Below are 13696 nucleotides of genomic sequence, written 5' to 3' on the forward strand. Positions count from 1 at the left end.
GCTCGCCCAGAATCTACAAGGTCAGACCGCTTGACAGCAGAGAACGAGGGGCTTTCCTTGACAACTATATTTTTTGCAACAGAGCCAGTTTGAGCATATCCTGTCATTTTTAAAAATCAGCCGAGATAGGCGGAGGAAAAATGCACAAGCTCCTGCCCGCCGATGATCTCATTGGCAGACAGAGGAATTTGTTTAATCTCCGGCACTTTGGGCTGCAACGCTTTGATTAATTTCGCCAGATGCTCATCTTCATTCTTTGCACGCTGATCGAGCAATGCACTTTCGCCCCGCGGTGAACGACGGTTCACAAAAAGACCGCCGACAGATACCTGCAAATCATGCAAACGCTGACAAAGCTCGATCGTTTCGAGAACCGGTAACCGCTCAGCGGTCAGAACAATCATGAAGGCTGTTGTTTCACTATCTGTCAGGATTTCACGCAACTTACGAAAACGATCCTGCCGTCGTATCAAAACCGCCCGCATTTCATGATCGCGCGTTGGTTCATCCGCAAAAAGGTTACTGGCAACATCATTATCGACATCAACGGCTTTAAACTGGCCAAGCGCACGGGTGAAATTGCCCGAGCGTTCGCGGTTCTTGAGCAAGCCGTCCGTCCATGCCGCCATCAGTTCCGGTAATTCGAGAAGTCTGGTCGTATGTCCGGTTGGCGCGGTGTCAAAAATAACTGTGTCATAGTGCGCAAGCCCTGTTTCCAAAGTCACGGCAGTTCGCTCCAGTAATGCCGCCTCAACCATGCCCGGTGCTTCACGCGCCTGCTCCAGATGGCGTTTGACTTCCTTATGCAACCTTTCCGGCATCAGTTTTCGCAGTGAATTTTCGACTGTTTTAAGATGCTCATCGACAGTGCTGCCTGGATCAAGTTCAATACCATCCAGACCGGCCATCAGCGAAACCGGCTTGGCACCAATCTCACGTTCCCACAAATGACCGAGATTATGTGCAGGATCGGTCGAAACCACCAATATGCGGCGACCTTGCTGAGCAAGTCCTGCGGCTGTTGCACTGGCAAGCGTCGTCTTCCCGACCCCGCCCTTGCCACCAAAAAACAGAACCCTGCGATCTTTCAAAATATTCAGCAGCATCGGAAACCATCAAGTGGCGAGTGTTCCATACCCATTCTGACGTGCCAGTCGTGAAAACGGTCATAGAGCTCGGGCATCAGTTCCAGAGTGTAATAGGTAGCGGGATTAGGGATACCCAGACTTTCCGAAAAAACGAGCATCATGAAAAGATCGTCCTCCTCACGTCTGGCTTTTGCAAAAGTGCGTCTGTAGGGCGCAGCATAGAACTCCCCCAGACCTTGAGAGACGGCGCTGAACAGCGCCGCCAGTTTTTCTTTATTCAGCCGTCTGGACATCAGGTCAATCCGCCAGTCCGGCAGCCGCTTGCGCGCTATATTCCCTGCGCATTGTCCGGATTGCCTCCAGCGCAACAAAGAGCGCTGCACCAAGCACAACCAGTCCCAGCCCGAACAGCAACCATTGTTTATTCGCAAAGAATGTTCCGAGCTGTATGAAAAGCGCAAGGATCGCCATGACCAGCACAAAGGCCAGCGGGATCAGAACCGGCAGAACCGGACGCTTCATACGCAGCAACATCACTGCAACAATCGCAAGTGTCAGTCCGGCGAGCAACTGGTTAGTTGTACCGAACAACGGCCAGATCAGCATACCGCCGCTACCGCCTGTACCCGCACCAAAGGCAAGAGCAAGACAGCTTGCAAGCGCGACCAGAGTCGCAACTGTACCGCCCTGCAATGGTTTGATATTGGTGATTTCGCCGACTTCCTGAATAACATAGCGCTGCAGACGCAGACCTGTATCCATCGTTGTTCCGGCGAACAATGCGGCCATAACAGTCAGGATAGTTGCGGCAATACCGACACCAAGCCCCGTGCCTGCTGACAAGATATTTGCACCACCTTCAACAAAGGCTTTCACACCACCGGCAGAGAACTGCGTATATACGCCCTGCCAGGCTTCATAAGATGCAAAACCAGCCGTACAGGCGATAATCGCAGCGAGCGCAAGCATGCCCTCACCGACAGCGCCGAAATAACCGACGAAACGGGCATCGGTTTCCTTGTCGAGCTGTTTGGATGATGTACCCGACGAGACCAGACCATGGAAGCCGGAAATGGCACCGCAGGCGATGGTCACGAACAACAGTGGCACAATGCTCGGTGTTCCTGCCGGAACATCCGGATTGAATGCCGGTACCACGATCTGCGGCTGCGCAATCAGAGTTGCACCATAGAGCAGCAACAACCCGACAAAGAGCTGAAGCCCGTTAATATAATCGCGCGGCTGGAGAAGAACCCAGACCGGCAATTGCGATGCAATACCCGCATAGATGAAGAGATAGAGAATCCACTGCACCATCGGGCTCATGCCGAGAAAGGATTCCGGCAAAGTAATCGGATAAGCCTGTCCGACAAAGATCAGCGCATAAAGCACGATCACGCCAATCACGGACGGCCACAGCAGCCCGACGCCATGGCGATAAATCAGCTGCCCGATAACGATTGCCACAGCAATTGCGCCCCAGATCGGGATCACCGATGTCGGGAAATTAATCAGCAGGCCTGCAATGACCACTGCGAAAACGGCGTTGACCATCAGCAGCAGCAGGAAAATAACAGTCATGAAAATGGAGCGGGCACGGGTGCCAAGAACATTCTCCGTAAGTGCACCGATTGAGCGGCCGCGGTTGCGGACACTTGCCCATAGCGCACCGAAATCATGAACACCTGCAAAGAAAACAGTACCGAGCACAACCCAGATAAAGGCCGGTGCCCAACCCCAGATCACCGCAATGGCAGGACCAACGATAGGTGCTGCGCCGGCAACAGAAGTAAAATGGTGCCCCCACAGCACAAACTTGTTGGTTGGCACATAATCTACGCCATCTTTCATGGCATGAGCGGGTGTTTTATATTCCGGATCAAGTGCATAGATGCGTTCAGCAATGTATTTCGAATAAACGAAATAGCCCCCTGCAAATGCGGCAAGGCCGACAAGTATAAATATTATCGCGCTCAAACCATTTCCTCCCATAGCAAGCCGATTTATATTGAATTATGATGCTGTTTTTCTGTTGCACTCCAAGTTGCAGTCAAACTAAAGTCTAATAAAGTATATTGTCGTTTATTATAAAAATACTCAGCAAAATGTATGCATTTTCTGTCATAGATAAATTTCATAATGCGATACGGCAACAAGATATACAGATTGCGAATGTCAAATTATTAATGAAATATTTTCCATGTGCAAGCGCCATTCTCTGCATCTCAATGTATTGAAGACCAGAGCTTAGCCAAGTCTGCACAAGCAGCTATTAAGGTTTACGGGCAAGTACAGCGCATTATATGTAACGCATTGTTATTATTGTTAATACTTTGCGAGCAATGCCACTGTGTCGAAACCTGTCTGAACCGGCTTTATGGACACACACAGAACTTCAACGCACGCGCGATGTTCTCAGTTTTTCACACAAGCGCATATTCACTGACGCGAAATGATTCTGCTGAAGCGCAATATGTTCAGCCCATCTCAGCCCTGTTGCGGCATAAGTTCAGCGACAACACCGGCTATGATGGATGAGAGTTTTTCCATCAACTCACCGGAATTACTTGATCTGCGCCAGTAAAGACCAATATTTCTCTGAAACCCATCGGCCTCAAGCGGTAAAAAAGCGATGTGATTTTGCGCATTGGCTCCGATACAAGCCAGTTGCGGCAATAAAGTAAGCCCCATACCCGCCACAACCATCTGCCGTAAAGTCTCGAGGCTGGTACCGCGAAAACCGTCATATTCATGTGCACCATAACGCCGGCACAATGTAAGCGCCTGATCGCGCAGACAATGCCCCTCTTCGAGCAGCATCAGACGCTGACCGGAAAGTGCATCTGCCGATAAGCGGTCTTGTCCCGCCAGAACATGACCGGAAGGTACGGCCAGATGGAAAGGCTCACAGAATAGTTTTTGTCCGGTGACCTGCGGGTCTTCAACCGGCAATGCCAGCAATGCGGCATCAATCTGCCCGTCGATCAGCCGCTGCAATAAGATGGTGCTTTTTTCTTCCGTCAGTAAAATTTCCATGGACGGAAAATGACGCATAAATTGCGGCACAATATGCGGCAAAAGATAGGGACCGAGTGTCGGGAATACACCCAGATGCAAGCGCCGTGTACCATCGGCACAATGTCCCGCAGCTTCGTCGCGCAATTGCGTCACTTCATGAAGTATTATGCGTGCGCGTCTGACTGCTGCTTCACCGGCTTGCGTCAGAATAAGTCCGCGTGATGAGCGCTCAAATAATGTAACGCCCAGCTCTTCTTCGAGCTTACGGATCTGCGCAGAAAGGGTCGGCTGGCTGGCATTGCAGACTTCAGCCGCACGATGAAAGTTGCGCTGTTCAGCCAGCGCAACCAAATATTCGAGCTCGCGGAGGTTCATGCGAGACCGCGCATTAAGCCGCCTGCTCCTCAGCAGGCAGACGGATCAGATAGTCAAAAGCTGCAAGCGATGCCCGTGCTCCTTCGCCCATCGCAATCACAATCTGCTTATAAGGTGCAGTTGTACAATCACCTGCCGCGAAGACACCCGGAACCGATGTTGCACCGTATAGATCCGTGATGATTTCACCGCGGGCATTCAGCGACACTGTATCCCTCAGCCATTCAGTATTCGGCACAAGGCCGATCTGCACAAAAATGCCTTCCAGTGTGAGCGAACGGGTTTCACCGCTGATCCGGTCTTCATAAGTCAGGCCGGTGACACGCTTGCCGTCGCCGGTCACTTCTGTGGTTTTGGCCGATGTGAGAACAGTCACATTCGGCAGGCTTTTCAGTTTGCGTTGCAGCACCTCATCAGCGCGAAGTGCCTTGTCAAATTCGATAAGCGTTACGTGACTGACCAGACCAGCCAGATCAATCGCGGCTTCCACACCGGAGTTACCGCCGCCAATCACGGCAATGCGCTTGCCTTTAAACAACGGTCCATCGCAATGCGGGCAGAAAGCAACGCCCTTATTGATATATTGCTGTTCACCCGGCACGCCCATTTTGCGCCAGCGTGCACCGGTCGACAACACAACAGAAGTACTGGTAAGGGATGCGCCCGAAGCCAGCGTCACCTTAAAGCCTTCAGAAATCCGTTCCAGCTTAACAGCCTGCTGACCATTGATGATCTCGGCATCATAATCACGCACATGCGCTTCCAGAGCGCGGGCCAGTTTTGGCCCTTCTGTATGGGTAACCGAAATGAAATTCTCAATCGACATTGTATCCAGCACCTGACCGCCAAAACGGTCAGCAACAACACCGGTACGGATGCCTTTGCGCGCGGCATAAACTGCTGCCGCTGCACCGGCAGGACCGCCACCCACAACCAGTACATCAAAAGGTGCCTGTGCGTTAATCGCCTCGGCAGCACGTTCACCTGCGCCGGTGTCGATCTTCGCCAGAATTTCTTCAGCGCCCATACGGCCGGAACCGAAAGCCTCGCCGTTCAGGAAAATGGACGGGACGGACATGACCTGACGCTCGGCAACTTCATCCTGAAACAGCGCACCGTCGATAGCGACATGTTCAATACAAGGATTAAGTACAGCCATCAGATTCAGCGCCTGCACAACATCAGGGCAGTTCTGGCAGGAAAGTGAGTAATATGTTTCGAAACGGAAATTACCCTTGATGCCACGAATTTGGTCAATCAGTGCCTGCTCAACCTTTGGCGGGTAACCACCGGCCTGCAAAAGAGCCAGCACCAGAGAGGTAAATTCATGACCAAGCGGAAGACCGGCAAAAACCAGATGAATATCTTCACCCGGTGAGGTCAGTGCGAAGGCCGGCACACGCGCACCGGCCACATCGCCGCGCTTAATCGTGATCTTGTCCGACTGTTCGCGGATTTGTTCAAGAAGTTGCAGCAGTTCGCGCGATTTAGCATCATCTCCGGCATAGGCGATGATTTCAACCGGCCGCACCAGACGTTCCAGATAGCCCTTCAGCTGGGTTTTCAAGTTCGTATCGAGCATACTGTGTTCCTCTTGCTAAACTGTCACAGATAATCGGGCAGCTGCGGAAACAGCCGCCCGTTTTATTATTTACGGTACGTCAGATTTTGCCGACGAGATCGAGCGAAGGAGCAAGGGTCGCTTCGCCTTCCTGCCATTTTGCAGGGCAAACTTCACCCGGATGCGAACGCACATACTGAGCAGCTTTGATCTTGCGCACGAGATCAGAAGCATCACGGCCAATGCCTTCAGCAGTGATTTCCATGGCCTGAATGATACCGTCCGGATCAACGATGAAAGTTGCGCGGTCTGCAAGACCCTGACCTTCGCGCATAACACCGAAATTATTGGTTACAACACCGCTCGGGTCGCCGAGCATGGTGTAGTTGATCTTGCCGATTGTGTCGGATGAATCGTGCCAGGCTTTGTGTGTGAAATGCGTATCGGTAGAAACCGAATAAACCTCAACACCCATTTTCTGCAGTTCTTCATAATGATCTGCAAGGTCACCCAATTCGGTCGGGCATACGAAGGTAAAGTCAGCAGGATAGAAGAAAAATACGGCCCATTTGCCCAATACGTCTTCTTCAGTCACGGAGATGAATTTACCCTGACGGTAAGCCTGCGCGATAAAAGGTTTGATCTGTGTGTTTACGGTTGCCATTGTGCACTCCTGTCAGAATGTTGTCTGGGCTCCGTATAGAGGCTAAGGCGCAATTTATAAAGTCAATTAATCATATAAAATTGATAGGTTTTAACTATCGCCACATAAAATTTCAATAAATATAATTAAAACAATAAGTTAGATCGAAATTTTGCCGGCTTTCCAATGTCCTTCATTTTTGCATAGCAGCTATGCAATATCGTCAATGCACTGCATTCTGTGGAAATCTCAGTTCTCACAGCAGTGAACTGAGCTATGTATTACGTCTAGTCTCAGTCAGGCTTCTTTTAAAAAAACACCGGCATCCCTGTCTGGCAAATGGACTTTGACTTTAATTGCCAAGATTAATTAGAATATGCGCATTCTAGAGCGCCATGTGCCAGACTTGGCACACAAAGGACGCTCTAACACTTTAAAATTAGAGCATTATTTTACCTTAAACTGATCCAGGTTTAAGGAATTATGCTCTAAAGTCTCAGTAGTAAGATTTGCGGTATGAATTTAAAATCAGTCCAGTTTGATATGTTTGACACGAAAACCAGCCATCCGGTTGACGTGCCGTCGGTTGCCAACACCCGCAAATCTGTGCCGGATAATGAGGAGGCTTTAGCGCAACAACTGGAAGAAACAGGACGGTTCCGTATTCTGCGCAAGCTGACACCACGCCCGGTTGTCAGGCGGGAGGACAGTCCGTTTGAGCGGCTTGCTGTTCTTATTGATACGGAAACAACCGGACTGAGCCATGTGACCGACCAGATCATCGAGGTTGGTGCCGTTGCCTTTACCTATAATGATGAAGGTGCTTTTGGTGATGTGGTTGGCGTCTTCAGCGGAATGCAGCAGCCAACAATTCCAATTCCGGCGGAGATTACACGGCTGACCGGCATTACTGATGCAATGGTGCAGGGTCAGACACTTGACCTCCGGTCGCTGGAAGCGATGATCGAACCTGCCGATCTCATCATTGCTCATAATGCCGGATTTGACAGACCGTTCTGTGAGAAATTGTCCCCATTATTCGCATCCAAAGCATGGGCATGTTCCGTTGCGGAAGTGCAGTGGTCAGGGTTTGGTTTTGAAGGCAGCAAACTGGGCTATCTGGTTGGCCAGAGCGGGCTGTTTCATAACGGACACCGCGCGACAGATGATTGCCACGCATTACTGGAAGTATTGATCCGGACTGCAGGGGCGGACGCAACTGTTCCTTTCACTGAGCTGCTCAAATCCAGCCGCAAAGCCCGTGTCAGAATTTACGCGGAAAACAGCCCCTTTGACATGAAAGATCATCTGAAAAAACGGGGCTACCGGTGGTCAGACGGTAATGACGGTCGCCCCAAAGCGTGGTGGGTTGAAGTTGACGAAGACAACTATGCCGACGAGTTGCACTATCTTCAAACGGAAATCTATCGCTGGAAAGATGCTGAACCGCTATCCATCAGGCTGACAGCACAGGATCGCTTTAAAAGCCGCTAGTCGCTCTCTTGCCTGATGTTCCGGTTCGAGATTTTACTAAATGAATGCATAGTTAAGACATTCTAATATTAATTAACTGCTTAAATTTACATGGAGAACAAGTATTCACATAAAATTCAGGAGATAAACATTTCATACGAACTTTGAAAAACTCTTCATAATCCTGTTTTTACTATAAAAGATATCTCAGAACGTAAAAATTTTTCCGTTTTGAGGATTCTCTATGAGTACGCAGCTTCAGCGTAAGTCTTTGCAGCAAGGTCGTGGTTTGGCTGCGATGGCTGTTGTTGCTTTCCATCTGTCTCTGCTGCTCGGTAGTTCCCGCTACCTTAATGATGCGGTTTTTTTAAATTTTACGCATCGCGGGAATTTAGGCGTAGATTTTTTTTCGTCCTTTCGGGCTTTATTATTGTTTTTGCACATTACAAAGATATCAATCAGCCGGAGCGTGCCCCGGAATATCTGCTGAAACGTTTCACACGACTTTTTCCCGTCTATTGGCTGTATACAGCGATTTTCTGCGGTTTGGTGGCGCTGGGATTTGGCAGCGCAAGCATTGTGCCGGAAAGTTTCAGCAACTGGATATCGACAATATTTTTAATTCGCCTCGATAGTTTCGAACTACCGATCACACCCGCGTGGACGCTCATTCACGAACTTGCATTTTACCTGATTTTTGCAACACTTATTCTGAACAGAACATTCGGTATAGTTATCTTGGCTGCATGGCTGATGACCGGTGGCATAGTGTTTCAATATGCCGAAGAAGGCTCAAGATCGGCTTTAACCACTTATTTTTCCCCGCTAAATTTTAATTTTCTTATCGGAATGGCAGCTTTTTATGCCTTTCATCGTTTCACGAATATCAATCTGAAACCGGCTTTTCTGACCGGTCTTGCCTTGTTTATTCTCGTCTATATTCTGGAAAGCCGCGGTATCAGCTATCAGTATCTCCAGATCATTTATGCTGTCAGCTTCGGTCTGCTCATTTTAGGTGCAATGTCCTATGAGAGAAGCGGGTTCGGGACTACGAGATTTAAAATTCTCAGCCTCATCGGTGATGCTTCCTACACGATATACCTGACGCATCTGGCATTTCTCGGCCTGATCGCTAAAGTGATGATTAAAATATCTGCATATATCCCATTGAGCCCGTATTTGATTTACCTCGCGGTCTTCAGCGCAACGATTATTGCCGGATGTTTGCTATATTGGTTCGTAGAACGGCCACTCTTGCGCTATTGCAGAACATTAATGAACTCCAGAAAACAGAGCAGCGTGCTCAATAAGGCTGTTTAACAGCCGGAATATTGAGCCGGATTCTCCGGTGCCAACACCATCTTTGTTAAGAAAGTGGTGAACCATCCGCATTTCCGGTACAACAGACGTCCTGATCTCTGATGCTTGTAAGACAGAGCCGTCAGCCCTGTCTTACAAGCATCAGAGAATGATTTTAAGCGATACCATCAACAATAGGAGCTTATTGCAATGCTGCCTGAAATTGTTTCGATGAATGAATGGCAAACCGCACTCGAAGAGCAAATCGATAGGGAAAAAGTCTTTACCCGCGCGCGCGACCAGCTGAATGCACAACGCCGGCGTCTGCCGATGGTTAAAATCGACAAGCCATATTCCTTTACCGGTCCATCGGGAGAAGTCAGTCTGGCAGATCTCTTCGAGGGGCGTCGGCAGCTGATTGTCTATCACTTTATGTTTGCACCCGAATGGCGGGCGGGGTGCGACGGCTGCTCATGGGTTGTGGATGCAATGACCCATCCCGCACATCTTAATGCACGGGATACATCGCTCGTACTCATCTCACGCGCCCCGCTGGAAAAATTGCAAAACTATCAGAAGCGTATGGGCTGGCAGTATCCGAACTGGTACTCCTCGCAGCATAGCGATTTTAATCAGGATATGGGCGCTACACGGAGTGATCCGGCCACGCCGGACATCATGCAGGAAATACATGGTGTCAGTGTTTTCCTGCGCGATGGCGAGAATATCTACCGCACCTATTTTAACGGCGCACGCGGGGTTGAGTATCTCGGCAGTCTTTGGACCTATCTGGATCTGACCCCTTATGGTCGTCAGGAGTTTTGGGAAGATTCACCCGCCGGATGGCCGCAGACGGAGCCATATGTCTGGAACCGGCGTCACGATGAATATGATCGCTAAACTGCTTTAAACTGTATTTTCACCGGCTGACAGATTTTACCTGTCTCTCCCTGAACGAATATGTTCGGGGAGAGACCCGTTCTTGCACTACAAATTACACGCCGAGATATCTGTCCTGAATATCGGCCGTCATTTCACCGGATGTGCCTTGCCAGACTGTGCGTCCACGCTCCAGCACAACACAACGATCCGCTACCGGCAGTAATTCCGACAGCGTTTTATCGACGACCAGAATGGACTGACCACGCCGTTTCAGTTCCCGCACAGCCTTCCAGATTTCCAGCCGGATCACCGGCGCAAGGCCTTCGGTCGCCTCATCCAGCACGATCAATTCCGGATTGGTCATCAGCGCCCGACCAACCGCCAGCATCTGTTGTTCACCACCCGACAAAGTATTCGCCTGTTGCTGGCTGCGTTCTTTCAGTCGGGGAAACAGCTCATTCACCGCCTCTAGCGTCCATTCCCCTTTGCGGGCAGAAGCCAGCAGATTTTCCGTAACCGTCAGATTTGGAAAACAACGCCGTCCTTCCGGCACCAGCCCCAGCCCCAGCCGCGCAATACGATAGGGCTGCATCGCCGAAATATTGCGCCCCATGAAGCTGACTTTACCCTGACGTAGTGGAGTCAGTCCGAAAACCGAACGGATAGTGGTGGTTTTACCCATGCCGTTGCGCCCCATAAGCGCGACGACCTCACCTTTTTCCACATACAGATCAATGCCGAAAAGTGCCTGTGAAGCGCCGTAGAATGTCTCTACCTGATTGAGTTCCAGCAACATCAAACCGCCTCCCCGAGATAGGCTTCACGGACCAATGCATTGCTGCGGATTTCAGCCACAGTGCCGGTCGCGACCACGCGGCCATAAACCAGAACGGAAATCCGGTCGGCCAAAGCAAAAACCGCATCCATATCATGCTCAACCAGCAGCACCGGCACTTCATGGCGCAACTTGTCCAGAAATGCCGTCAACTGCTTTGAGCCTTCAGGCCCCATTCCGGCCATCGGTTCATCCAGCAACAGTGCTTTGGAGCGCAGAGCCAATGCAATTGCAATTTCAAGCTGGCGGCGTTCACCATGGGAAAGTTCGGCGCTGGACACCAGCATCCGTGATCCGAGATGAACACGATCCAGAATGGCAGCGGCCTCATCTTTTAAAGCCGCATCCTGCATTACCGGCTTCCAGAAACGGAAACTGGAACCCTGACATGCCTGCAAAGCCAGCATGACATTTCGCAAGGCGGAAAATTCCGGCATCAGCGAGGACACCTGAAATGTCCGCCCCAGCCCCAGCTGCGCACGCTGTGTCACGCCGAGCGAGCCGATGTCCTGCCCGTCAAAACGGATTGTGCCACTGTCATGCTTAATCGTACCGGCGATCTGCCCGATCAGAGTGGATTTTCCGGCTCCGTTCGGCCCGATCAGCGCATGGATTTCTCCTTTGCGTAAGTCCAGACTGACATCATCGGTCGCTTTCAGCCCGCCAAAGCTCTTACGCAGGTTTTTAATGTCGAGAACAGTCTCAGCCATAACGGATTTTCCCTGCAACAAGCCCAATAATGCCGCCACGCGCAAACATCACAACACCAAGCAAAATCAGTCCGAAGAAGAGCTGCCAGTGTTCAACCATGCCACCAAGTGCGAATTCAAACAGCACATAGAGCACCGCACCGATCAGAGGACCAAACAAACGCCCCGTGCCGCCAAGAATAATCAGCACAATCAGTTCACCCGACATATGCCATGACAGCATGGACGGACTGACAAAACGATTGAGATCGACAAATAAAGCACCGGCAAGTGCCGTAATCATCGCGGACAATACGAAGGCGACCAGTCTGATACGCAAGGGGCCAATGCCAACGGAAGCCAGCCGCAATTCATTCTGCCGCGCACCTTCCAATGCCGCGCCGAAACGGGAATTGCGGATGCGTGAAAACAGAAACAGTACTACCATCAAAACGCCGTAAGCGATCAGGAAAAAGCTCAGCGGTTTGAGCGTATTCACGCCGGGAAAATTATTGCGCAAGGCGAGGGACAACCCGTCCTCACCGCCATAGGCCGGCCATGAAATTGCGAAGTAATAAATCATCTGCGCGAAAGCCAGTGTAATCATAATGAAATACACGCCCGATGTGCGCAGGCTGATAATGCCGATTGGCAGCGCGACAAGACCGGCAACCAGCATAGCAACAGGCCAGATAATCAGCATCTGGTCGCTGCCTGAAATCGTCATTGGCCAGCTCATCAGCGCCGATCCGTCGGCAGCATGGCTGGCCAGAATACCGGTAATATAACCGCCGATGCCAAAAAATGCCGCATGCCCGAAAGACACCATGCCACCAAGACCCAGCACCAGATTAAGCCCTGTGGCTGCCAGAGCCAGAATGGCAATACGTGTCACCAGTGAGATATAAAATATCTCGCCCATCTGATTGGCAATCAATGCGATGATCGGCAGTGCCAGCGCAAAAACCAGACTTATCATTGTTTCGCGTGTCATCGTGCCAGCTCCTGATATGTCACATTCTCTGGCCTTAAAACCGTTGCGCAGCATGAAGAAAACATTGTGAAATTATCCATTGGCTGCAAACAATCCCTGTGGGCGCACCGTGAGAATGATCGCCATAACAATATAAATCAGCATGGATGCCAGCGCGGTTCCCGCTGTTGCAGCCTGCGACGGCTCCATAAAGATTGCGAACAGTTTGGGCAGCAAAAAGCGCCCCATCGTATCCACCACGCCGACCAGAACTGCTCCGGCCAGCGCACCTTTAACCGAGCCGATACCGCCGATCACAATCACCACAAAAGCGAGGATCAATACCGGCTCACCCATGCCGACCTGTACGGATTGCAGCGCCCCGACCAGTGCACCGGCAAGGCCTGCAAGTGCCGCACCTAAGGCAAAAACAATCGTGTTGAGTTTTGCAATATCAACGCCCAATGCGCCGATCATTTCACGGTCTGCCTCACCGGCGCGGATGCGCATGCCAAGACGGGTTTTTGCAATGAGAAAATACAACCCGACTGCAACAACAATACCGGCACCGATAATCGCCAGCCGGTATAGCTGATATTGTGAGCCGCCGGGCAGCGTAACAGAGCCCTGCAAAAGTGGCGGAATATCCAGATAAAGCGGAAATGAACCAAATATCCATCGCGTCGCATCGGAGAAAATCAGGATCAGTGCGAAGGTTGCCAGAACCTGATCGAGGTGGCTGCGATTATATAATCTGCGGATCAGTACCATTTCCATGATTGCACCGGCAGCAGCCGCAGCAATCAGGCTGGCAATGAGCCCGAGCCAGAAAGAGCCGGTTGCCGCAGCCACAACGGCGC

At 50.8% G+C, this 13696-nt stretch carries 14 protein-coding genes; 4 read left to right on the top strand and 10 right to left on the bottom strand.

Going from position 1 to position 13696, the window contains the following annotated elements:
* Positions 1 to 116: 116 nt before the first annotated feature.
* The 6 genes from A918_RS0102595 to ahpC all read right to left on the bottom strand — a co-directional run bounded on the left by A918_RS0102595 (position 117) and on the right by ahpC (position 6706).
* The gene (locus A918_RS0102595) at positions 117 to 1106 is read right to left on the bottom strand and encodes an ArsA family ATPase (RefSeq protein WP_022709547.1); all 990 of its coding nucleotides are present in this window, start codon (positions 1104 to 1106) and stop codon (positions 117 to 119) included.
* On the bottom strand, positions 1097 to 1381 hold the full coding sequence (locus A918_RS0102600; RefSeq protein ID WP_022709548.1) for a cory-CC-star protein: 285 nt from the start codon (positions 1379 to 1381) through the stop codon (positions 1097 to 1099). Before A918_RS0102600 ends, A918_RS0102595 begins: the two co-directional genes overlap by 10 nt.
* Before the next feature lie 4 nt (positions 1382 to 1385).
* Entirely contained in the window at positions 1386 to 3065 is a 1680-nt protein-coding gene (locus A918_RS0102605; RefSeq protein ID WP_022709549.1) for a carbon starvation protein A, read from the bottom strand.
* 510 nt (positions 3066 to 3575) lie between these two features.
* Positions 3576 to 4481, bottom strand: coding sequence for a LysR substrate-binding domain-containing protein (locus tag A918_RS19225; protein ID WP_022709550.1), 906 nt, complete (start codon positions 4479 to 4481; stop codon positions 3576 to 3578).
* A 13-nt stretch (positions 4482 to 4494) separates the two neighbouring features.
* A complete protein-coding gene (gene ahpF, locus A918_RS0102615) occupies positions 4495 to 6063 on the bottom strand; it encodes an alkyl hydroperoxide reductase subunit F (protein WP_022709551.1) in 1569 nt (522 codons plus the stop codon).
* 79 nt (positions 6064 to 6142) lie between these two features.
* A complete protein-coding gene (gene ahpC / locus A918_RS0102620; protein WP_022709552.1) occupies positions 6143 to 6706 on the bottom strand; it encodes an alkyl hydroperoxide reductase subunit C in 564 nt (187 codons plus the stop codon).
* Between the two features lie 495 nt (positions 6707 to 7201).
* Between ahpC and A918_RS0102625 the strand changes: the two genes are divergently transcribed.
* The 4 genes from A918_RS0102625 (at position 7202) to A918_RS0102635 (ending at position 10357) form a co-directional block, all read left to right on the top strand.
* The gene (locus A918_RS0102625) at positions 7202 to 8179 is read left to right on the top strand and encodes a 3'-5' exonuclease (RefSeq protein ID WP_022709553.1); all 978 of its coding nucleotides are present in this window, start codon (positions 7202 to 7204) and stop codon (positions 8177 to 8179) included.
* A gap of 223 nt (positions 8180 to 8402) precedes the next feature.
* Positions 8403 to 8648 (top strand): hypothetical protein, encoded by a 246-nt coding sequence (locus tag A918_RS21670; RefSeq protein ID WP_156831373.1) that lies wholly within the window; start codon positions 8403 to 8405, stop codon positions 8646 to 8648.
* Positions 8588 to 9478, top strand: a complete 891-nt coding sequence (locus tag A918_RS21235) for an acyltransferase (RefSeq protein WP_245257281.1) — start codon at positions 8588 to 8590, stop codon at positions 9476 to 9478. Before A918_RS21670 ends, A918_RS21235 begins: the two co-directional genes overlap by 61 nt.
* Positions 9479 to 9667: 189 nt before the next feature.
* Positions 9668 to 10357, top strand: a complete 690-nt coding sequence (locus tag A918_RS0102635; protein ID WP_022709555.1) for a DUF899 domain-containing protein — start codon at positions 9668 to 9670, stop codon at positions 10355 to 10357.
* A 94-nt stretch (positions 10358 to 10451) separates the two neighbouring features.
* Here the strand turns inward: A918_RS0102635 and A918_RS0102640 are convergent, their stop codons facing one another.
* The 4 genes from A918_RS0102640 to A918_RS0102655 form a co-directional block, all read right to left on the bottom strand.
* A complete protein-coding gene (locus A918_RS0102640) occupies positions 10452 to 11135 on the bottom strand; it encodes an ATP-binding cassette domain-containing protein (RefSeq protein ID WP_022709556.1) in 684 nt (227 codons plus the stop codon).
* Positions 11135 to 11884, bottom strand: a complete 750-nt coding sequence (locus A918_RS0102645; protein WP_022709557.1) for an ABC transporter ATP-binding protein — start codon at positions 11882 to 11884, stop codon at positions 11135 to 11137. Before A918_RS0102645 ends, A918_RS0102640 begins: the two co-directional genes overlap by 1 nt.
* Positions 11877 to 12857 (bottom strand): branched-chain amino acid ABC transporter permease, encoded by a 981-nt coding sequence (locus A918_RS0102650; protein WP_022709558.1) that lies wholly within the window; start codon positions 12855 to 12857, stop codon positions 11877 to 11879. The genes A918_RS0102645 and A918_RS0102650 overlap by 8 nt, the downstream gene beginning before the upstream one ends.
* Before the next feature lie 72 nt (positions 12858 to 12929).
* Positions 12930 to 13696 (bottom strand): branched-chain amino acid ABC transporter permease (locus A918_RS0102655; protein WP_022709559.1); only part of this gene is annotated, 767 nt, incomplete at its 5' end.

This window comes from Pseudochrobactrum sp. AO18b, from assembly GCF_000409565.1.
Taxonomy (GTDB): Bacteria; Pseudomonadota; Alphaproteobacteria; order Rhizobiales; family Rhizobiaceae; genus Pseudochrobactrum; species Pseudochrobactrum saccharolyticum.

What these genes read in the sequence shown, in the direction of transcription:
- A918_RS0102635 (WP_022709555.1), top strand. Translation starts at nt 9,668, where the DNA reads ATGCTGCCTGAAATTGTTTCGATGAATGAATGGCAAACCGCACTCGAA.
- A918_RS0102595 (WP_022709547.1), bottom strand. Translation starts at nt 1,106, where the DNA reads ATGCTGCTGAATATTTTGAAAGATCGCAGGGTTCTGTTTTTTGGTGGC.
- A918_RS0102645 (WP_022709557.1), bottom strand. Translation starts at nt 11,884, where the DNA reads ATGGCTGAGACTGTTCTCGACATTAAAAACCTGCGTAAGAGCTTTGGC.
- A918_RS0102640 (WP_022709556.1), bottom strand. Translation starts at nt 11,135, where the DNA reads ATGTTGCTGGAACTCAATCAGGTAGAGACATTCTACGGCGCTTCACAG.
- A918_RS0102600 (WP_022709548.1), bottom strand. Translation starts at nt 1,381, where the DNA reads ATGTCCAGACGGCTGAATAAAGAAAAACTGGCGGCGCTGTTCAGCGCC.
- A918_RS0102625 (WP_022709553.1), top strand. Translation starts at nt 7,202, where the DNA reads ATGAATTTAAAATCAGTCCAGTTTGATATGTTTGACACGAAAACCAGC.
- A918_RS0102650 (WP_022709558.1), bottom strand. Translation starts at nt 12,857, where the DNA reads ATGACACGCGAAACAATGATAAGTCTGGTTTTTGCGCTGGCACTGCCG.
- A918_RS19225 (WP_022709550.1), bottom strand. Translation starts at nt 4,481, where the DNA reads ATGAACCTCCGCGAGCTCGAATATTTGGTTGCGCTGGCTGAACAGCGC.
- ahpF (WP_022709551.1), bottom strand. Translation starts at nt 6,063, where the DNA reads ATGCTCGATACGAACTTGAAAACCCAGCTGAAGGGCTATCTGGAACGT.
- ahpC (WP_022709552.1), bottom strand. Translation starts at nt 6,706, where the DNA reads ATGGCAACCGTAAACACACAGATCAAACCTTTTATCGCGCAGGCTTAC.
- A918_RS21670 (WP_156831373.1), top strand. Translation starts at nt 8,403, where the DNA reads ATGAGTACGCAGCTTCAGCGTAAGTCTTTGCAGCAAGGTCGTGGTTTG.